Source organism: Enterobacter sp. H2G27, assembly GCF_054403075.1.
Genome location: NZ_JBSVSI010000001.1, coordinates 2,076,806 through 2,096,560, shown reverse-complemented (window position 1 = coordinate 2,096,560; position 19,755 = coordinate 2,076,806). Strand labels below are relative to the sequence as shown.

At 58.6% G+C, this 19,755-nt stretch carries 19 protein-coding genes; 3 read left to right on the top strand and 16 right to left on the bottom strand.

Annotated elements, in window-relative coordinates; translation table 11 throughout:
• Positions 1–6: 6 nt before the first annotated feature.
• The 7 genes from ACW9E7_RS09930 to ACW9E7_RS09900 all read right to left on the bottom strand — a co-directional run bounded on the left by ACW9E7_RS09930 (position 7) and on the right by ACW9E7_RS09900 (position 8,486).
• Complete coding sequence (locus ACW9E7_RS09930; RefSeq protein ID WP_458727706.1) at positions 7–1,626, bottom strand: TIGR04028 family ABC transporter substrate-binding protein; 1,620 nt, start codon at positions 1,624–1,626, stop codon at positions 7–9.
• A 149-nt stretch (positions 1,627–1,775) separates the two neighbouring features.
• Positions 1,776–2,786 (bottom strand): alcohol dehydrogenase AdhP, encoded by a 1,011-nt coding sequence (adhP, locus tag ACW9E7_RS09925; RefSeq protein ID WP_032647362.1) that lies wholly within the window; start codon positions 2,784–2,786, stop codon positions 1,776–1,778.
• A 198-nt stretch (positions 2,787–2,984) separates the two neighbouring features.
• On the bottom strand, positions 2,985–4,697 hold the full coding sequence (locus ACW9E7_RS09920) for an ABC-F family ATP-binding cassette domain-containing protein (protein ID WP_458727705.1): 1,713 nt from the start codon (positions 4,695–4,697) through the stop codon (positions 2,985–2,987).
• Between the two features lie 382 nt (positions 4,698–5,079).
• The gene (locus ACW9E7_RS09915; RefSeq protein ID WP_023311897.1) at positions 5,080–6,777 is read right to left on the bottom strand and encodes an NAD-dependent malic enzyme; all 1,698 of its coding nucleotides are present in this window, start codon (positions 6,775–6,777) and stop codon (positions 5,080–5,082) included.
• Between the two features lie 176 nt (positions 6,778–6,953).
• Entirely contained in the window at positions 6,954–7,091 is a 138-nt protein-coding gene (gene sra / locus ACW9E7_RS09910) for a stationary-phase-induced ribosome-associated protein (RefSeq protein ID WP_008501714.1), read from the bottom strand.
• Positions 7,092–7,186: 95 nt separating this feature from the next.
• Positions 7,187–7,402: a biofilm-dependent modulation protein gene (gene bdm / locus ACW9E7_RS09905; protein WP_008501713.1), complete on the bottom strand. Its 216-nt coding sequence runs from the start codon at positions 7,400–7,402 to the stop codon at positions 7,187–7,189.
• Between the two features lie 232 nt (positions 7,403–7,634).
• Positions 7,635–8,486, bottom strand: coding sequence for a Vmh family MBL fold metallo-hydrolase (locus ACW9E7_RS09900; protein WP_127730997.1), 852 nt, complete (start codon positions 8,484–8,486; stop codon positions 7,635–7,637).
• A gap of 110 nt (positions 8,487–8,596) precedes the next feature.
• On the opposite strand from ACW9E7_RS09900, the gene ACW9E7_RS09895 reads away from it, so the two are divergent.
• The gene (locus ACW9E7_RS09895; RefSeq protein WP_325848177.1) at positions 8,597–9,472 is read left to right on the top strand and encodes a LysR family transcriptional regulator; all 876 of its coding nucleotides are present in this window, start codon (positions 8,597–8,599) and stop codon (positions 9,470–9,472) included.
• Between the two features lie 19 nt (positions 9,473–9,491).
• Here the strand turns inward: ACW9E7_RS09895 and ACW9E7_RS09890 are convergent, their stop codons facing one another.
• On the bottom strand, positions 9,492–10,451 hold the full coding sequence (locus ACW9E7_RS09890) for a hypothetical protein (protein ID WP_458727704.1): 960 nt from the start codon (positions 10,449–10,451) through the stop codon (positions 9,492–9,494).
• Between the two features lie 115 nt (positions 10,452–10,566).
• Between ACW9E7_RS09890 and ACW9E7_RS09885 the strand changes: the two genes are divergently transcribed.
• On the top strand, positions 10,567–10,995 hold the full coding sequence (locus tag ACW9E7_RS09885; protein ID WP_023311893.1) for an OsmC family protein: 429 nt from the start codon (positions 10,567–10,569) through the stop codon (positions 10,993–10,995).
• A gap of 23 nt (positions 10,996–11,018) precedes the next feature.
• Here the strand turns inward: ACW9E7_RS09885 and ACW9E7_RS09880 are convergent, their stop codons facing one another.
• Complete coding sequence (locus ACW9E7_RS09880) at positions 11,019–11,924, bottom strand: LysR family transcriptional regulator (RefSeq protein WP_458727703.1); 906 nt, start codon at positions 11,922–11,924, stop codon at positions 11,019–11,021.
• A gap of 115 nt (positions 11,925–12,039) precedes the next feature.
• On the opposite strand from ACW9E7_RS09880, the gene ACW9E7_RS09875 reads away from it, so the two are divergent.
• A complete protein-coding gene (locus ACW9E7_RS09875) occupies positions 12,040–12,789 on the top strand; it encodes an SDR family NAD(P)-dependent oxidoreductase (RefSeq protein WP_458727702.1) in 750 nt (249 codons plus the stop codon).
• Here ACW9E7_RS09875 and ACW9E7_RS09870 read toward each other — a convergent pair.
• The 7 genes from ACW9E7_RS09870 to ACW9E7_RS09840 are packed head-to-tail and all read right to left on the bottom strand — an operon-like array spanning position 12,786 to position 19,619.
• Positions 12,786–13,715: an oligopeptide/dipeptide ABC transporter ATP-binding protein gene (locus tag ACW9E7_RS09870; RefSeq protein ID WP_458727701.1), complete on the bottom strand. Its 930-nt coding sequence runs from the start codon at positions 13,713–13,715 to the stop codon at positions 12,786–12,788. The genes ACW9E7_RS09875 and ACW9E7_RS09870 overlap by 4 nt on opposite strands.
• On the bottom strand, positions 13,708–14,694 hold the full coding sequence (locus tag ACW9E7_RS09865; protein ID WP_458727700.1) for an ABC transporter ATP-binding protein: 987 nt from the start codon (positions 14,692–14,694) through the stop codon (positions 13,708–13,710). The genes ACW9E7_RS09870 and ACW9E7_RS09865 overlap by 8 nt, the downstream gene beginning before the upstream one ends.
• The gene (gene ddpC / locus ACW9E7_RS09860) at positions 14,691–15,587 is read right to left on the bottom strand and encodes a D,D-dipeptide ABC transporter permease (protein ID WP_458727699.1); all 897 of its coding nucleotides are present in this window, start codon (positions 15,585–15,587) and stop codon (positions 14,691–14,693) included. The genes ACW9E7_RS09865 and ddpC overlap by 4 nt, the downstream gene beginning before the upstream one ends.
• Complete coding sequence (locus ACW9E7_RS09855) at positions 15,584–16,606, bottom strand: ABC transporter permease (protein WP_115875146.1); 1,023 nt, start codon at positions 16,604–16,606, stop codon at positions 15,584–15,586. Before ACW9E7_RS09855 ends, ddpC begins: the two co-directional genes overlap by 4 nt.
• Positions 16,607–16,628: 22 nt before the next feature.
• Complete coding sequence (locus ACW9E7_RS09850; RefSeq protein ID WP_458727698.1) at positions 16,629–18,161, bottom strand: ABC transporter substrate-binding protein; 1,533 nt, start codon at positions 18,159–18,161, stop codon at positions 16,629–16,631.
• A 15-nt stretch (positions 18,162–18,176) separates the two neighbouring features.
• Positions 18,177–18,752: a D-alanyl-D-alanine dipeptidase gene (gene ddpX, locus ACW9E7_RS09845; protein WP_133294466.1), complete on the bottom strand. Its 576-nt coding sequence runs from the start codon at positions 18,750–18,752 to the stop codon at positions 18,177–18,179.
• A 12-nt stretch (positions 18,753–18,764) separates the two neighbouring features.
• Positions 18,765–19,619 carry a MurR/RpiR family transcriptional regulator gene (locus tag ACW9E7_RS09840; protein WP_458727697.1) on the bottom strand — a complete coding sequence of 285 codons (855 nt, stop codon included), beginning with the start codon at positions 19,617–19,619 and terminating at the stop codon, positions 18,765–18,767.
• Positions 19,620–19,755: the final 136 nt, after the last annotated feature.

The window sequence follows — 19,755 nt, the reverse complement described above, 5'->3', positions numbered from 1 at the left end:
AGCTCCTCAGTGTTTCTCAATCCACGCGCCGTAGAACGACGGGCGGCCGACCGCTTCAAAATTGACGCCTTTTAGCCACGGCGCACCGGCAAAGACCTGCGGCTCCTCGAAAATTGGAATGACGTAGGCGTTATCCAGCAGGTAGCGCTGGGCGTCGCCGGTCAGCTGCAGGCGTTTTTGCGGATCGACCTCTGAGGAGATATTTACCAGCAGCGCATTCAGCTTGTCGTCACGGAAGCTTTTGACCTTGTCGCTGGAGCCGCCTTTTTGCAGCAGTGCGTCGCGGTTAGCGGGGTAGAACATGCTTTTCACCACGTCAGGATCGGCGCGTCCCACTTCGGAGACGGTTAACGGGGTTTTCAGCGGATCAAGGTTATCCAGCGTGCGGCTGCCAGCGTCGCCGGCCTTCACGCTCAGCGCCACGCCCACCTGGCGCCACTGCTGGGCAACCAGCTGCAGCACCTCTTTGTTTTGCGGCTGCGGCAGGGATTCATATACCGTCAGCGCCAGCCGTTGCCCGTCTTTGGCGCGGATCCCGTCGCTGCCCGCTTTCCAGCCCGCCTCGTCCAGCAGCTGGTTGGCTTTTGCCGGGTCAAAGGTCAATTTATCGCTGAGATCGACAAAGCCGGCGGCGGAATCGGCAATCACCGACTTCGCCTGAGGATAGTTGGCCGAGAAGAGGGTCTCGACCACCTGTTTTGCATTGGTGGCATGCAGCAGCGCCTGGCGAACGCGAACGTCGGCGACCAGCGGGTTATCCGGGCGGAAGCTGATGCTGTCGTTCACCCCGCGCGTCGGGGCGGCGTAGATCTTATAGCCCTGGTCTGTCGCCTGCTTTTCGTCATACGCCTGAACCTGGCGAATAAAGTCGGCCTGACCGGCCAGCAGGGCGCCGACGCGCACGCTGTCTTCCTGGGTCACGATAAACTTGATGCCATCGAGATTAGCGGGCCCCTGCTGCTCCAGGTTTTTCGGTCCCCACTGGTAGTCTTTGCGGGCTTCGAGCGTCACTTCACGACCCAGCTTCTCGTCCTTCACCACAAACGGGCCGGAACCGATGATGTGGCGTGCATCTCCCAGCTCTTCGAAGTTGCGCTTCAGCGTGCTGAGCGAGACCAGGCCCGAGCCAATGGTGGCGGTGCCCTGCAGGAACCCCGGCGACGGTTTTTTGAAGTAGAACTTCACGGTCAGCGGGTCGACCACTTCGCTGCGATCGTAGTTATTGATCACTTCTGACACCGGAAGACGCTGCGCTTTGTTGCCTAAGCCGTAGGTATCAAAGTTCTTCGCTACGGCGTTGGCGTCCAGCGGCGTGCCGTCGGAGAAGGTGATGCCGGGACGAAGCTTAAAAGTGTATTCGGTTTTATCGGCGTTGGTGGTCCAGCTTTCGGCTACCCAGGGCTCCACCTGTAACGTTTTCGGGTTCTGCCACGTCAGTTTGTCGGTGATCTGGTTCAGAATGCCGCCGTTCGGGTAGAAGCCGCCGGCAGGCGGGTAAAGGTTGGTATGCGCCTGTTGCTCCAGATAAATCAGCGTGCCGCCTTTGACGGGCACATCTGCTGCCCACGCTGCGGTGGTCGTCAGAATCAGCGCCGTCAGCAGCGGCAGACGAAATGGGGTTTGCATGGTGAATTCCTTTGTTATCTTCTTGTTAGCGTCGGATTCATCATCGGGCGCGGGGGAAAACAAGGGAACAAAGGAATTAAGATAAGGATTGCCGGAAAATGGCTATAAAAAAACCGCTCCAGCGAGGAGCGGTAATGAAAGATGAACGATTATGAACGTAGGTCGATCACCATACGGCCGCGGATCTGGCCCTGTTCCATCTCTTTAAAGATGGCGTTGATGTCCTCGATTGGACGCATCGTGACTTTCGGCACCACCTTACCTTCTGCGGCGAACTGGAAGGCTTCCTGCAGATCCTGACGGGTGCCGACCAGGGAACCTACCACCTGGATGCCGTCCAGCACCAGACGCGGAATGTCGAGGCTCATCGCTTCCGGCGGCAGGCCAACCGCGACCACGCGGCCACCGGCACGCACGGCGTCAACGGCTGAGTTAAAGGCCGCTTTTGCGACGGCAGTAACGACTGCGGCATGCGCGCCGCCGGTTTTCTCCTGCACAATTTTCGCGGCGTCTTCGCTACGGGAGTTGATGGTTAAATCCGCACCCATGCTGGCCGCCAGCTTCAGCTGTTCGTCGTTAACGTCGAGAGCGATGACTTTGGCGTTAAAGACGTTTTTGGCGTACTGCAGCGCAAGGTTGCCCAGACCGCCCAGACCATAGATTGCGATCCACTGGCCCGGTTTAATACCCGACACCTTCACCGCTTTATAGGTGGTGACGCCGGCGCAGGTGATGCTGCTGGCCGCCGCCGAATCCAGACCGTCCGGCACTTTTACCGCGTAATCCGCGGTGACGATGCACTCTTCCGCCATCCCGCCGTCAACGGAGTAACCGGCGTTTTTCACGTCGCGGCACAGGGTTTCGTTGCCGGTATTACAGTATTCGCAGTGGCCGCAGCCTTCAAAAAACCAGGCCACGCTTGCGCGATCGCCGACTTTCAGCGACTTCACGCCGGGGCCGACTTCTTTTACGATACCAATCCCTTCGTGGCCCAGGATAACCCCGGTTTTATCGCCAAAATCACCGTTCTTTACGTGGAGGTCGGTATGGCATACGCCACAGCATTCCATCTTCAGCAGGGCCTCCCCGTGCTTTAGCGGGCGTAAGGTTTTTTCGGTGACATTAACCTGATGATCCTGAGTGACAACAGCAGCCTTCATGTGTATCTCCTTGTTCATGATGAGTATCTGCATAGCAGGTGTAATACTCCTCAAGGATTAGTGGTTTGGCGCTGTAATGCAAGGCAACGGCAACATAATGTCATTATTTAATCCATTTTCAGAATAAGAATACGGCGTTCCTCTAATAATTTAGGGGGAAAATACTGGCCCGGCGAGAGAGACTCGCCGGGCGCAGACTTACAGCTGTGCTTCTATCTCCTTAATCTCTTTACGCCATTGCGCCTGCAGCTGCGGCTTTTGATGCTTAGGCTTACGCGCCAGATCGTCTTCCAGCAGCGTTTCCAGCGCGACCAGCCGTTCGAGCAGATCGTCATACGGCGAGGATTGAACCGCCGAAGCGGTGATAGCAGGTGCGGTGGATGTCACCAGCCCCGCGCTTTCACGCAGACGCTCAAAGACCGCTTCTGCATCGTGCCACTCGCTCAGCTTTTCATCTTCAATCAGCCAGAAACGGTTGCAGCTTTGGCTAATTAACTGTCGGTCATGGCTGACCAGCAGAACGCCGCCTTCAAACTGCTGAAGGGTTTGCGCCAGCGCCTCTTTGCCTTCCATGTCGAGGTGGTTAGTTGGCTCATCCAGCATCAGCAGGCTGTAGCGGGCAAGCGTCAGGCCCACGAACAGCAGTCGCGAACGCTCGCCGCCGCTGAGCGTACTGACTCTTTGCCCGTGGCGGGACCACGGGAACCCGGCGCTTATCAGGGCCATTTTGCGATTCTGCGGATCCGGTGCGAAAGGCTCCAGCGCGTCGAGAAGCGTGGCGTTGTCTGCAAGCTGATGAAGCGTCTGGTCGTAATAGCCTGGCGACACGCGCGGATGGATTTTCAGCCCGCTTTCCGCCGGTTCATCCGTAAAATGTCGCCAGATAAGCTTCATCAGTGACGATTTGCCGCAGCCGTTACGACCAACAATCGCCACGCGATCGCCGCTTTTCAGCCGCGCCGTTTCGATGTTAAACAGCGGCGGTAGCCCAGGCGCGGGCGGGACGCCGAGGTTTTCCATCTCCAGTAGACGGTCCGCCCGCAGCGCGTCGCCGCGCAGAGTTAACGTCCACGGGCTGCCCGCCGTGAGCGCGGTCTGGCTCTCTTTGAGCCGTTCGACCTGTTTTTCCATCTGTTTGGCTTTGCGGGCCAGGTCTTCGTTGTCGTAAACCTTGCCCCAGGTCGCCAGACGTTTGGCGCTGGCGGTTACGCGGTCGATCTCCTTTTGCTCCGCCTTGTGGCGCTGCGCGTCGCTTTCATCTTTGGCGTCAAGAGCCTGGCGTGCAGCCGTGCAGGGAAGGGCAAAGTAGTGCAGCGTTTTATCGCGCAGGATCCAGCTGCCGTTGGTGACGGCATCCAGCAGCTGTCTGTCATGCGAGACCAGCACAAAGCTACCCGACCAGTTCTGTAGAAAGTGTTCCAGCCAGAGCATGGTCGGCAAATCAAGGTGGTTGCTGGGTTCATCGAGCAGAAGCAGGTCCGGCTCGTGAATCAGCGCCCGCGCCAGCAGCAGGCGGGTGTGCTGTCCGCCGCTCAGCGTGGAGGATTGCAGCAACATATCCTGCGGCGTGAAGCCCATGCCTGCCAGCAGCGTTTCGGCTTTCCAGCGCAGGCTGTCCCGTTCAGTTGAGGGCAACTGGGCCAGGACGGCATCCAGCATGGTCAGCGGAAAAATAGCGTCCGGGAGATGTTGCTCCACGCGCGCCATAAGGCAGTGCCCGGCCAACGCTACCGTTCCGGCCGCAGGGGAATCCGTGCCGTCCAGCACCTTCAGCAGCGTACTTTTACCGCAGCCGTTGTCGCCCAGCAGACCAATGCGGTCGCCTTTTTTCAGCGTAAAGGAGAGTGAGTCGAAGAGCGTGCCAAACGCCGTATCAACGCGTAAAGATTGTGCAGTGAGTAAAGTGCTCATTGTTGCTTACCCAAGAGTTACAGGCATGTTTATGCCTCGTCAAACATCGCTGACGATAACTCAGTAAGCCCGAGAGAAGGGATTTCAGGGGTTGGTGTCTTCGCTCAAGCAGAAGTTATCGCAGCACGATACCGATAACGCTTGAGCTGGTGCGATCGCCAAATGTATGTGAAACATTGAAAATTTCACGATACAGCATAATTGGCCTCCTTATATATTCAGTGGGTTAATGGATGAATGGAGTGTAGCGGGGGAAAAGGGGTTTGGCTAGTGGGTATTCGATGGTGCGGTCTGTTGCCCTCACCCTGACCCTCTCCCACAGGGAGAGGGAAAACACCCGGCCCGTAGGCCCGGTAAGCGAAGTGCCACCGGGCGGAGCGGATTAAATCGACGTACGGCGATAGCTGCGGTATTCAGGCTTCCAGAAGTTGTCGTCGATGGCCTGCTGCAGCGCGTCGGCAGAGGTTTTCACCGCCACGCCCTGCTGCTGCGCCATTTTACCTACCGCGAAGGCGATTGCACGCGACACCTTATGTATGTCCTTCAGCTCCGGCAGCACCAGCCCTTCACCGTTGTTGACCAGCGGAGAGTAGCCCGCGAGGGTTTCGCTCGCCGACATCAGCATCTCATCGGTAATGCGGGACGCGCCGGAGGCGATGACGCCCAGTCCAATGCCCGGGAAGATATAGGAGTTGTTGCACTGCGCAATCGGATAGGTTTTATCCTTCCACACCACCGGGTCGAACGGACTGCCGGTCGCAACCAGCGCGTTACCTTCGGTCCAGGCAATGATGTCCTGCGGCGTTGCTTCCACGCGGGAGGTCGGGTTGGACAGCGGCATCACGATAGGGCGCTCGCAGTGCTTGTGCATCTCGCGAATAATCTCTTCGGTGAAGAGACCGGTTTGCCCGGAAACGCCGATCAGAATATCCGGCTTCACGTTGCGCACCACGTCCAGCAGGGAAAGGACTTCGTTGTCGGTATCCCAGTTTTTCAGGTTCTCGCGCTTCTGCACCAGCTTGTTCTGGAACGGCAGCAGGTTCGGCATAGCGTCGGTCAGCAGGCCGAAACGGTCAACCATAAAGACGCGGGAGCGGGCCAGCTCTTCGCTTAAGCCTTCGCGCTGCGTCTGGGCGATGATCTGCTCGGCGATGCCACAGCCCGCAGAGCCTGCGCCCAGGAAGACGATTTTCTGGTAGCTCAGCTGACTGCCGGCTGCGCGGCTGGCGGCGATAAGCGTACCCACGGTCACGGCTGCGGTGCCCTGGATGTCGTCGTTAAAAGAGCAGATCTCATCGCGATAGCGGTTCAGCAGCGGCATCGCGTTTTTCTGCGCGAAGTCTTCAAACTGCAGCAGCACGTCCGGCCAGCGGTGCTTCACGGCCTGGATGAAGTCGTCGACAAACTGATAGTACTCGTCGTCGGTAATACGCGGATGACGCCAGCCCATATAGAGCGGGTCGTTTAGCAACTGCTGGTTGTTGGTGCCGACGTCCAGCACGACCGGCAGGGTATACGCCGGGCTGATGCCGCCGCAGGCGGTGTAGAGAGAGAGCTTACCGATTGGGATCCCCATCCCGCCAATGCCCTGGTCGCCGAGGCCGAGAATACGTTCGCCGTCGGTCACCACAATCACTTTGATATTGTGGTTCGGCACGTTCTGCAGAATATCGTCCATGTTGTGGCGGTTCTGATAGGAGATGAAAACTCCGCGTGAACGACGGTAGATCTCTGAGAAACGCTCGCAGGCCGCACCCACCGTCGGGGTGTAGATCACCGGCATCATCTCTTCGAGATGGTTCTGCACCAGGCGATAGAAGAGGGTTTCATTGGTGTCCTGAATGTTACGCAGGTAGATGTGCTTGTCGATTTCGGTTTTGAAACCCTGATACTGGATCCACGCGCGCTCCGCCTGTTCTTCAATGGTTTCAACCACTTCGGGCAGTAAACCCAGCAGGTTAAAGCTGCTGCGCTCTTCCATGCTGAAGGCGCTGCCTTTGTTGAGCAGGGGGAATTCGAGTAAAACCGGTCCGGCGTATGGGATGTATAAGGAACGATGTTTTTTCAGTTTGTTGTCCATGTCACTCACTCTTTTTATGAAGATCCGTCCCTGACACTGCTGTTTGTCATCTTTCTGGCCTGTGCGATGGGGTGCGGTCAGGCGGTATTATAAAGGAGCTAAATATTAATTACCGCAACACATAAACAAAAACACCATCGGGATTACCGATGGTGTTCTGGATCTGAGTCTGGAACTTACTTGCCGGCGTGGCGTTTTCTGCCGGTGGCGTGCGTGACCTGCGTTTCGTGGTCGCCTTCAATCACCACTTTACGCTGATTTGAAAGCTTGTAGTTCAGTCCCAGAATATGGCGTGCCTGACGGTTCGATTTCATGTTAACTCCTCAATCCTGTTGATAGTTTTAAGGACCAGTTTGCTTACGCAAACGAAATGTAACCCCTTAGGTTGCAGATCCAGCTTAGCAGGTTTTTACAAGGGTGCGTTTTGCCCGCTGACGACGTAGTTTATGGTCTGCTGGTAGATGTCACTGAGGATGTCATTATCTGTGGATTCCACCCACCTGGTCAGTTCCATCAAAATGTCATCTTCAGTCACAGCACCGTGCTCGGCGTGAAGACCCTGCGCAATCGCGTTAACGAGTTCAGGTTGTGCTGCTGCGGTATTAGCCGGGTAATAAGTAAACATGCTGCCTCCGTGTCGTTTTCTGTTTAATGGTACGGCTCGCAAAAAATGTAATTCATAAACAGAATGGCAAATATTTTCCCGGTTGTGGTTCAGATTCATCTTAGAAATAAAAATGACATAAGTGCATGCTTTTATGCGCTTTTGAAATGTGGGGGTTAATCGAAGTGCTGTTGAGAGGATATTATAACGGTGCTCCTGCTATCACGAAAATATAGCAGGAGCAGAATTTAAATTACCACTTCATTTCGCCGGTATTCACCTTTGCGCTTAATTCCAGCGAGCTCTCTTCGGCCAGGTTTGGATACTGTTTTTTCAGGGTGCTGATGACGCCCGCAGAATCTTTATGTGCCGATAACGCCTGTTCAAAATGCTGCAGATAGTCGCGGGTAAAATCAATCGCCCCTGTCCCGGCTGGCGGGGTACCCAGATAGTGACCCGGAATCACGCGCTCGGGTTTGTGCGCCGCCATGTTCACCAGCGTTTCCTGCCACTGCTTACGGCTTTCCGCCGTCTGGGTGTCTGCCGTCCAGACGTGAATCCCCCAGGCTACCCCGGTGCCGCCGAGGATGGTTTTCGCTGACGGGATCCACACATAGGCCGCGTAGCTGTCAGGCTGTTCGATGTCGATCTTCTCCCCGTCAACCATAAACGTGGTGGAGGCGAGCACCTGCGGGACGACCAGCTCGGTCGGTGCGCCGTCTTTCATTTGTGGACCCCAGAAGGCGAGCTTGGCGTCTTTGGTGGCCTTGATGTGGTCAACCACGTGCTGCGTGGCCACCACTTTGGCGTTCGGGAAGGCTTTGACCAGCGGCTGCAGGCCAAAATAGAAATCCGGATCGCCGGAGGTGATCACAATCTTATTCAGGGTTTTACCGCTGCGGCGAATTTTCTCTACCAGCGCTTCGCCATCCTTCACGCTGAACTGCGCGTCAAACAGTACAGCTTCTTTCGGGCCGGAAACCAGCGTGGAGGAGACAGCGAAAATGCCTTTCTCCTGCGGGTTATAGGTATCAATGTTCAGCGGCGCGGCAAAAACAGCGGGTGTGAAAAGGGTGGAAAGCAGGGCAAGGTGAGTGAATTTCATGCTGTTGTCTCGGTTGTTCAGGAATGTCTTTATTGTACGGATATTTGCATTTGCCAGAATTCCTGAAACAAGACATGCTTAGTTTCATAAATCGAGCAAATGGAGCTTATATGGATCGCGTTATTGCCGCTCAGGTTTACAACCGGATATGCGAGCTGGGGAGTTTGAGCGCTGCAGCCCGCGCGCTGGGTATTTCCCGACCGATGGTCAGCCGGTACCTTGAACAGATGGAGAAGTGGGCGGGCACGCGGCTGGTAAACCGCTCCACGCGCAAGCTGACGCTGACCGCGGCTGGGGAAAAGGTGCTGCAAAAAACGCGGACCCTCTCGCAGATCTCGCAGGAAATTGAAGGCCAGTCGGAAAAAGATCTTCCGTCCGGCACCCTGCGGGTGGCCTGCGCGCACTTTACCGCCATGCATCTGATTGCGCCGGTGCTGCCCGGTCTGCTCGCGCGCTACCCGCAGCTGCGCATCGAGCTTGACGTGAACAACCACCCGGTGAGCCTGGTGGGAGAGCGCATTGATGTCGCCGTACGTATTACCGATAACCCTGAACCCGGCATGATTGCCCGCCGGCTGGGGGAGTGCCGCTCGGTGCTTTGCGCCTCGCCGGACTATCTGGCGCAGCAAGGCACGCCCGGCAGCCCCGAAGAACTAGCCCGGCATAACTGCCTGCACTACAGCTTTTTTGCCGGGCAGTCCTGGCACTTCCTGACGCCGGAGGGCGAAAGCCTGAGCGTGGCCGTCAGCGGCAACCTGAGCGCCAGCATCTCTTCGCTGTTGATGGACGCGGCGATTAAGCACTGTGGTATTGCCATGCTGCCGGAGCGCGAGGCGCGTGCCGCGCTGGATCAGGGATTGCTGGTACCGATACTGGAGGCGCTGGAGCCGAAACCGCTTGCCATCCATGGTATTTATCAGTCACGGGAATATCAGCCTGCCGCGCTGCGCGTGTTTCTCGACGAACTGGCCCGCTACCTGGCTTAAGAGTAGGGTTTACGGGTGATTATTTTGCCTTTAGCCAGGGAGAGGACGTGCTCCAGAAAATAATATCCGCCCCGAGATAATTTTCCGCGAACCGATCAAATTCTGCTTTGGTGAAGGGCTTGCCGGTCTCAGGATTTTTATAGGTCAGGGTCGGTTCCTGAACCGCCATGGCGATGAGCGGCAGCGTCTGTTTATTTTTATGGAAGAAGGGATAGGCATTCTTCATGTGTGCCTTGCGGTTGGGAACAATATCCGGCCCACCCAGACCGACATTGTTGGCGCTGGCATACTTAAACAGACGCCTCATGTAGTTGTGGTCATTATCCCACTCGCACGGCCAGAAGTTCACGTATTGCACCACGTGTGATTTCTTAAAAGCCTTTCGCGCAAAGGCCAGATTTTCCATTTCTCCAGCGAAATAGCTGTCGCAGGTAAACCCGGCGGGCGGATTTTTTTCGTCGAGATCGATGGCGGTTTCGGGCAGGTTTACGCCATACACCTCACCATCAAAGCGTTTCGCGAGGGCGGCCAGCAAAGCCTGGTAGCGCTGACGCACGGCGGGATCCCACTGACGCGCCACCCATCCTGAACCGACAGGCTTGCCTTCGCCGGGGTTATCGAACTGCGGCGCAATCCCCCCACCGTATTGCTTATCGTGCATCAGATAGTCCGGCACGTAGCGGGCGTCCGCCTCAAAAAAACGATCCTGGATTTGAATAAAGAGTTTTTTTCCGGCGGCCTTAACGCGCGCCAGATCCTGTTCTATCCGCGAGAAGTCATAGTTGTCTTTTCCGGGCTCCAGCAAGCGCCAGTTGTAAACGATCTGCACGCCGCCGATATCGCTTCGCGCAACGAGCGGAAACACCGCGTCGAGCTCGCCGGAGCTGGTATAGATAAAATTCTCCGGCGTTTTCGCCAGTGAAGACAGCGATACCGCCAGTGTGGTGACGGCAACGGCCATCCTGATTTTTAGCGCCATATCATTATCCTTTTTGTTGGTACAGCAGGTGAAAGTCCTGGAATTGTCTGTGTTCCAGGGTGGGTCAGATGCGTAGTCTATACTTAACCCTTTGTAAGCCAAAAGGAGAGCAAGAATGACTATTCATAAGCACGGTTCGGCACACTGGTCTGGCGACATTAAGCGCGGTAAAGGAACGGTTTCCACCGAGAGCGGCGTTCTCAATCAGCAGCCTTACGGTTTCAATACCCGCTTTGAGGGCGAAAAGGGGACCAACCCCGAAGAATTGATTGGCGCGGCACATGCGGCCTGCTTCTCAATGGCGCTGTCGCTGATGCTCGGTGAAGCGGGCTATACCGCTGACTCTATTGATACTACGGCGGACGTCTCTCTGGATAAAACCGACGGCGGCTTTGCGATTACGAAGGTTGCCCTGAAAAGCAAGGTGACCGTTCCGGGCATCGCCCCCCAGCAGTTCGACGGTATTATTCAGAAAGCCAAAGCGGGCTGTCCGGTATCGCAGCTCCTGAAAGCTGAGATTACGCTGGACTATAAGCTTAATTAAACCGCAGCCGGGTTTGCGCCCGGCTATCCCTTCAGCGCGGCGGGAAACACCTCCGCCAGCCAGGCAATAAACACCTTAAGACGGTGCGTCAGATGCCGGTTCTGAGGGTAAACCACATGAAACGGATAGGCGGCAGGGCGCCAGTCGCTCAGAATCGCCGTCAGCGTTCCCGCCCGTAAATACGCGTTTGCCGAATACTCAAAGGTCTGAACGATCCCCAGCCCCGCCGCGGCAGCCGCCAGATGGGCATTACTTTCATTTACGCCGAGATAATGCGGAATGTTGATTTCCAGCGCCTCGCCGTTCTCTCTGAAGCGAAACGGAAACGCCCGCCCGGTGACGGGCGAGAGGTAGCTAATGAGCTTGTGGCCGTTGCACAGCTCCTGCGGATAGGCCGGAACGCCGTGATTTTTCAGGTAACCCGGCGTCGCGCAGGTGACCATTTCGGCGTTGCCAATATGGCGGGCGATGAGGGTCGAGTCGTTCAGCGGGCCGCCGCGGATGACGCAGTCTACGTTACCGCTGATGAGATCCACCGGACGATCGGCTACTCCAAGGTCGATGCGGATTTCCGGATAACGCTGCATAAAATCCGGCAGCAGGGGGATAAGCACGTCGCGGGCGGTGGATCCGCCTATATCAACCCGCAGATGCCCTTTTGGCGTCGCGCGGGAAATGCGAAACGCGGTGTCGATGTCTTCGATATCTATCAAGACCCTCAGCGCTTTTTCATAGTATTCCATCCCTTCAGGCGTCGCGACCACCCGTCGAGTGGTGCGGTGCAGAAGGCGTATATCCAGGTGCGCCTCAAGCGATTTGACCAGCTTGCTCAGGGTGGCGATCGGCATATTCAGCGAGTCCGCCGCGCGGGTAAAGCTGCCGGTTTCCACCACCCGGGTAAACGCGCGCATCGCCATTAGCTGGTCCATTAGGCTCCCCTGATTATTTCTTTGTGTGAATAGTTATTTTCATTTTTGCCGGTTTTTCACTAATCCCGCAAGGGCTAAAGTTTGTCCAACGCAAACCCAACAAAAGGTAAATGACATGAACACGACTCTCTCAGGAAAAATCGCACTGGTCACCGGCGGCAGCACCGGCATCGGACTTGCCACGGCCCAGGAGCTGGCGGCGCAGGGCGCGAAGGTGTATATCACCGGACGCCGTCAGGCCGAACTTGACGCGGCGGTCGCAGAAATTGCTTCAACGGCAGTGGGCATTCGCGCGGACGTGTCAAAACTGGCGGATCTGGACGAGGTCTATGCCCGGATAGCCAAAGAAGAAGGTCGCCTCGATATTCTGTTCGCCAATGCAGGTGGCGGCGATATGCTGCCGCTGGGCGCGATCACCGAAGAGCAGTTTGACCGGATTTTTGGCACCAACGTCCGCGGGGTGCTGTTTACGGTGCAGAAGGCGCTGCCTCTGCTCTCCGCCGGATCGTCGATTATTCTGACCGGCTCGACGGTCTCCATTAAGGGGACGGCAAACTTTAGCGTCTACAGCGCCAGCAAAGCCGCCGTGCGCAACTTTGCCCGCTCCTGGGCGCTGGATTTGCAGGGCCGTGGGATCCGCGTCAACGTGGTAAGCCCGGGGCCGATCAAAACCCCGGGTCTCGGCGATCTGGTGCCGGAAGAGCACCGCCAGGGTCTGTACGACGCGCTGGCCGCACAGGTGCCGCTCGGCCGTTTAGGCGCGCCGGGCGAGGTGGGGAAAGCGGTGGCGTTTCTGGCCTCCGACGCGGCCAGCTTTATTAACGCCGCCGAGCTGTTCGTGGACGGCGGAATGGCGCAAATTTAACCCAGACTTCGCCAGCAGCGGACGTCACGGCCCTCGCGAGAGGGCTGTAACGGCTGGGGACGCTCGCACCCCTGCGCGGCCATCGGGCATCGGTCGCGGAAAAAACAGCCTTCGGGAAGACGGCGGTTGCCGGGAAGCTCCGTTTTGCGTAAGGCTAGCGTCTCATCCAGCGGTTCACCGGTGCGGGGAACCGAATCGAGCAGCAGGCGGGTGTAAGGATGGCGCGGCTCCCCAAGTACCTGCGCGGCGCTGCCCAGCTCGACAATCTGCCCGAGGTACATCACCGCCACGCGGTCGCTCATGTGTCTGACCACCGAGACGTTATGTGAGATCAACACGTAGGTCAGATTACGCTGCTGTTGTAGGGTCACCAGCAGGTTGAGGATCTGCGCCTGCACGGAGATATCCAGCGCGCTGGTGGGTTCATCGAGCACGATGATATCCGGATCGGACGAGAGCGCCCGCGCGATGGCAATGCGCTGGCGCTGCCCGCCGGAGAAGGCGTGCGGAAGCCGGTCGAGATACTCCGGGCGAATGCCCACCTGCAGCGCCAGGTTTTCAGCCAGCTGGCGGCGTTCGCGCTCGCTGCTGCGCTTTTGTACCCAAACCGGCTCGGTGATGATGCGCCAGACCGGCAGGCGCGGGTCGAGCGAGGAGAGCGGATCCTGAAACACCATCTGCATGCCGCCCGCATGGTGCGCCCGCTGGCAGGCGCCGGTGCTGGGCTTAAGCATGCCCATCAGCAGCTGGGCCAGCGTGCTTTTCCCGCAGCCCGATTCCCCGACGATACCGAGCGTTTCTCCCCGACGGATCTCAAGGTCGAGCCCGTTGAGGGCATGCACCTGTTCCGTCACGCGCCCCAGCCAGTTTTTACGTGCCGCAAAATTGACGTGCACGCTATCCAGTTCCAGCAGTACATCAGACATGGGCTTTCTCCCGTTGTGGATACCAGCAGGCAGCCTGTTGGCCCTCTGCGCCAGTGGGCGCTAAGCGCGGCGTTTCGCTGCATTTCGCCCCGGCGGCAAAGCATCGCTCGCGGAACGCGCATCCCGGCGGAAGCTGGCTGAGGTTGGGGACCGTGCCGGGGATGGCGGGAAGCGGGGCGCGCGGCTGGCCGTGCTCCGGCGCGCACTGCAGCAGGCCGATGGAGTAGGGATGCACAGGCTGGTGGATCAGCGTTTGCGTGGCACCGCTCTCGATCACGCTGCCCGCATACATCACGTACATTCTGTCGCAGAGCTGGGACACCACGGCCATATCGTGGCTGATAAACAGCACCGAGGTGCCGCTGGCCCGCGCCTTGTGCTTCAGCAGGCGCAGCACCTGCAGCTGGACGGTGACGTCCAGCGCGGTAGTCGGTTCGTCGGCGATAATCAGCTCCGGCTCGCAGGAGAAGGCAAGGGCGATCATCACCCGCTGGCGCATGCCGCCGGACAGTTCAAACGGATAGCGCGCCATGACCTCTTTCGCGTCCGGGATTTGCATCTCTTCCAGCAGGGTAATCGCCTTCTGCTGCGCCTCATGCCGGGAAAGCGGCTGATGCTGGCGGATCACCTCGACCATCTGTTTGCCAATCCGCCGCGTCGGGTTGAGGGCGGTCATGGGCTCCTGAAAAATCATCGCCACCTTTGCGCCGCGCCACTGGCGAAGCTGTTTCTCGGACGCCGTCAGGACGTTTTCGCCGAGTAACTTCACCTGGCCGTGATGAATGCGGTAGCTGCCTTCCGGCAGCAGACGCATGGCGAGCATGGCGGTCACCGATTTACCCGAACCGGATTCGCCCACCACGCCGACAATTTCACCCCTGCCGATCTCCAGCGAGACGTGGTTCAGCGCGTGGACCTCGCCGCGAAAAATAGGGAAGCTCAGGTGCAGGTCTTCAATCTTCAGTACCGGGTCGGTCATAACTGTTTCCCTCCTGACTTCGGATCCAGCAGATCGCGAATGCCGTCGCCAAACAGGTTAAAGCCCACGGCGGTTATCAAAATCGCCGCACCGGGAAACGCGCAGTACCACCACTGGTCCAGCACGTAGTTACGGCCGACGGCCACCATCGCGCCCCATTCGGCGGTCGGCTGCTGCGCCCCCAGGCCAATAAACCCCAGCGTGGCGGCCATCAGGATGGCGCTGCCGATGTCCAGCGACGCCTGCACGATCAGCGGCGGCAGGGCGTTGCGCAGGATATGCCAGCGGATCAAATGCCAGCGGGAGGCGCCAAACGTGCGGGCGGCCTGCACGTAGGTGAACTGGCGCACCACCAGGGTTTGGCCGCGTGCCAGGCGGACGTAGAAGGGAATGCGGACAATCGCAATCGCCAGCATGGCGTTAAACAGGCTCGGCCCGAGCGCGGCGGCCAGCGCCATGGTCAGCACCAGGGAAGGAATGGAGAGCATAATGTCCATCACCCGCATGATAATGGCGTCGCCGCGCCCGCCCAGCACGCCGGACAGATAGCCCAGCAGCGAGCCGATGCCGCCCGCAATCACCACCACCGCCAGTCCGGCGGTAATGGACTGCTGGCTGCCCGCCAGCACGCGGCTGAACAGATCGCGGCCCACCTCGTCGGTACCAAACCAGTGCTGCCCGGAAGGCGCCTGCAGGCGCGCGGTCAGATCCAGCGCGTTCGGGTCGTGCGGCACGATCCACGGTGCCGCCACCATAATGAAAAGCATCAAGAGCATAATGACGCCGCCAACGATCGTGAGCGGGCTTTGACGCAGCATCCAGAACAGCTTTGCCCAGCTGATGCGTTGTCTGGTGGTTTTAACCGGGACGAGCGTTTCCTGCGTTAACATCATTCGGCACCTCCGCGCCCGATTCGCGGGTCAATCCACAGGTAAAGCAGATCGACCACCAGATTAACCAGCACGTAGGCTAGCGAAACAACGACGGCAAAGCCCATCACGGCAGGGAAATCGAGCGCCTGAATGGACGTCACCACCCAGGCCCCCATGCCCGGCCAGGCAAAGACGGTTTCGGTCAGCACGGCGCCGTACAGCAGATCCCCCAGCGCCAGCCCGAGCACGGTAATCGACGGGATCATCGCATTCGGCAGGGCGTAGCGCAGGACGATATACCAGCCGGGCAGGCCGCTGGCGCGGGCCGTGCGTATGTAGTCTTCGCTTAGCTGCTCCAGCATTGCGGAACGGACCTGCCGCGCCACGATGCCCAGATGCACAAACGCCAGCGTCAGGGAGGGCAAAATCAGGTGCTGCAGCGCATTAAAAAAGACCTCACCGTTGCCTTCCAGCAGGGCATCCAGCAGATAGAAGCCGGTGACGTGCGTCGGCGGGTCGAGCCAGTCGTCCAGCCTGCCGCCGCCCGGCAGGATCTGCAGGTGCCCGTAGAACAGTACGATGACGCCCAGACCTAGCCAGAATGCCGGGGTGGAGATTCCGGTCATCGCCATTAAACGCACCAGGTGATCCAGCCAGCGGTTGCGGTAGACCGCCGACAAAATCCCCAGCGGCACGCCGATGACCAGCGCCAGCAGCAGAGAACAAAAGGCCAGCTCCAGCGTGGCGGGGAAAAAGGCCTTCAGGTCTTCCGCGACCGGGCGTCCGGTACGGATGGACGTGCCTAAATCACCGTGGGCCAGGGCGTCCACGTAACGGCCAAACTGAACGTACAGCGGCTGATCCAGCCCCAGCTGCTGGCGAATGTTCTGCACGATTTCGTCGCTGGCGCGATCGCCGGCCAGCAGACGGGCCGGATCGCCGGGGATCAGGTGCGAAATAATAAAGGTGATAATACAGACACCGGCCACTACCAGGAGTAACCCCCAGCAGCGCTGGCGCACTATGCTCCAGAACGTCATACGCTTTCCCCCGGCGAAACGGTTACTTGCTCATGGTGGCGATGTTGAACACCTGCTCGAGCATCGGATTAAAGGTGAAGCCTTTGACCTCTTTGTTCATCGCCAGCTGGTAGTTCTTCTGGAACAGATAAACGTAGGCCGCTTCGTCGATGACCACCTTTTGCGCCTGCTGGTAATCTTTGGTGCGTTCCGCCTGGTCCGTGGTTTTCAGCGCGGCCTGCAGCAGGGAATCGACCTCTTTGTTCTCATAGAACGAGCGGTTGCCCGGCAGCCCTTTTTTGTCCGATTCGAACCAGTAGTTCATGAACATGTACGGGTCGGCAAAGTCCGGGCTCCAGTTGCCGATGGCAATGTCGTAATCGCCTTTTCCGACGCGGTCGCGCATGGTCGCATTGGCCAGTTTTTCCAGCTTGACGTTAATGCCGATCTTGCCGAGGCTGGCCTGAGTGGAGAGGGCGATAGGCTCCCAGTTCGGATCGTTGTCCGAGTAGAGGAAGGTCAGGCTGGCGGGTTTGTCTTTGACCTTCTCCAGCGCCGCTTTGGCTTTGGCCTCGTCGAGGCTGTACTGCATGGCCGTGGCGTCAAAGCCCCACATGCCTTCCGGGATCGGGCCGCGCATCTGCTTGCCGTTGCCGCTCAGAATGCCTTTCACCATCCCCTGATAGTCCGTCGCCCAGGAGACCGCGCGGCGTAAATCCACCTGATTGAGCGGCGCTTTACCGTTGTTGAGATAGAGGTAAGTCACGCGCAGGGACGGGTATTCCGCGACGGCGACTTTACCTTCCTGCTTCAGCGCTGCGAGCTGATCGACCGGCAGGGAGTCGGCAATGTCCAGATCGCCGCGGGAAAGCTGCAGTCGGCGCGAGGCGCTCTCACCGATAATTTTCACCGATACGCGCTTAAAGTGCGGCTTTTCACCCTGCCAGTGAGGGTTAGGGATCAGAATCAGCTGCTGGCCTTTCTGCCAGCTTTTGAGCATAAACGGCCCGGAACCGGCGGTGTTTTGCGCCAGAAAACCGCGCGCATCGTCTGCGGCATTGGCCTTCAGCACCGCCGGGTTAATGATGGACGCCCCGTCGTTTGCCAGCGTGTAGAGGAAAGGCGCGAAGGGCTGGCTGAGGGTGAACTTCACCGTATGGTCATCGACGGCATCTATTTTCAGATCTTTCGGGAAGGCTTCAGACGGCCCCTGGCTGAGCTTCAGCAGGCGCTCAAAGGAGAGTTTGACCGCCTCGGCGGTAACCGGCGTGCCGTCGGAAAATTTGGCGTTATCCGCCAGGGTGAAGGTCCACTCTTTCTGGTCGTCGGAAGCTTTCCAGCCCGTCGACAGATCGCCTTCTACCTCGGTAGAGCCTGGCTTGTACTTGACCAGACGCTGGTAGGACGGATAGGTGACGGTCCAGTCGTTGTTATCAATGGTGATGGCCGGATCGAGCGTTTGCGGGTCGGCGGCTTTACCGATCGCCAGCATGTCTTTCGGGACGGCAGCCAGCGCCAGCGGTGCGCTCAGGGCCAGCGTGGCGGCAATGATGGTCGAGAGAAGCGATGTTTTCATGGCAGTGCTCCAGGTTCAAAGAGAGGTGTGCGTCAGGGGAAAACAGGCAAAACGGTCGTCAAGCAGCGGGTAGCTGGCGGCGTTCGGCAGTTCGAAGTGCCACCATTCGCTGCCGATCCCGACAAAACCGCCGCCGAACATGATGGCGTTCAACAGCAGACGGTTGCGCTGGGCGTGGGGCGGCACGGAAGGGTGATACGGATGCGAGCGGTCATGCATTTCGTCAAAACCGGCGCCCATATCCAGCACGGCGTTATGCTCGTCCATCAGGGTCACGTCGATGGCCGTGCCGCGACTGTGGTTGGAGCCAATCGCCACGTCGACCACGTATTCCGGGTTCGGGCAGGCCTCCCACAGCTGAGCCTGCGCCTGCTGCGGCCGATAGGCGTCGTAGACCACCAGCTTCAGCCCGGCCAGCGTGGCAATGCTGATGGCTTTTGCCAGCGCGGTAGCGGCATCGGTATGCAGCAGGCACAGCGCCTCCTGATAGATAGGGCGGCCGGTGATGTTGTCGGCGGTGGCGTACTTCAGATCGACATGCAGCGTGGGGAACGTCTTCGCCACATCAATCAGTTCACTCTCTACGGGCATAGCTCCGCTCCTTTAGCGTTCGAATTGACCAAACTCTTGTTGTAATTGTCGGTTTACTGCCAGGCGCGCCGGGAGCGCTTCACCCAGCGCTTCCACCACGCCCGACAGCAGCAGGTTGAACAGGCAGCTCACGGGGGCAAGTGAATCCCAGAAATGACCGGTATCGGTTTTCACCTGCAGCAAATCCATTGGGTAATCCCGCGCCCACGGGCACCAGATGTCGGTGATTAAGGCCAGCGGAATGCCTTTCTCGCTGGCGACGCGGCAGTACTGACGGGCCATCGCAGAGTAGGTGCGCGTGTCAGTCAGCACGACGTACGGATGCGAAAACCCCGAGTTGAGGGATTCCACCCAGCTGCCGGAAGCGCCCTCCGAATAGCTCACGCGCGGGCGGAGGTACTCGAGGTGGCTGAAGAAGGCGTTGGCAATCCCGCGCGTGGACTGGATCCCCAGCACAAAGACCGCGTCCGCGTGGGCCAGATGGTGCACCACCTGACGAAAAGCGTCCGTTTGCGCCAGCTGGTACACCTGCGTGATGGCATCCACTTCCAGCGACAGGGCGTGCTGAAGGCGGCTGGAAAGGGGGCGCTGCTGCTGCCAGGAGTCCAGCCGCTCGTTCATGCCCCAGGGCTGATACGGATCGCGCAGGCTCTTTTTGGCATCCTCCAGGTTGCGATACCCCAGCTTCCGCAGGAAGCGTCCGACGGTAATTCCGCTGGTCCCGCTTGCCTGACCGATGCTCTCCGCCGTTTCAAACGGGATTTGCGCGGCGTGCGCCAGCAGCCAGCTTCCGACCCGCTTTTCGCTGGGCGTGAGCTGGCTGAACGTCGCTTCGATACGGCTCAACATCTCAGGTTTCGTCGTCATACCGCCTCGCTGTTAACAGGCTGTCAAAGGCCGAATTTTTGTTACCGGGTTAACAATGCATGACGCGTGCCATGTTCACAGGGCGGGTGAAACCCGCTGTGCAGTAAACTTCATGCAATATTTGTTTAACCAATGA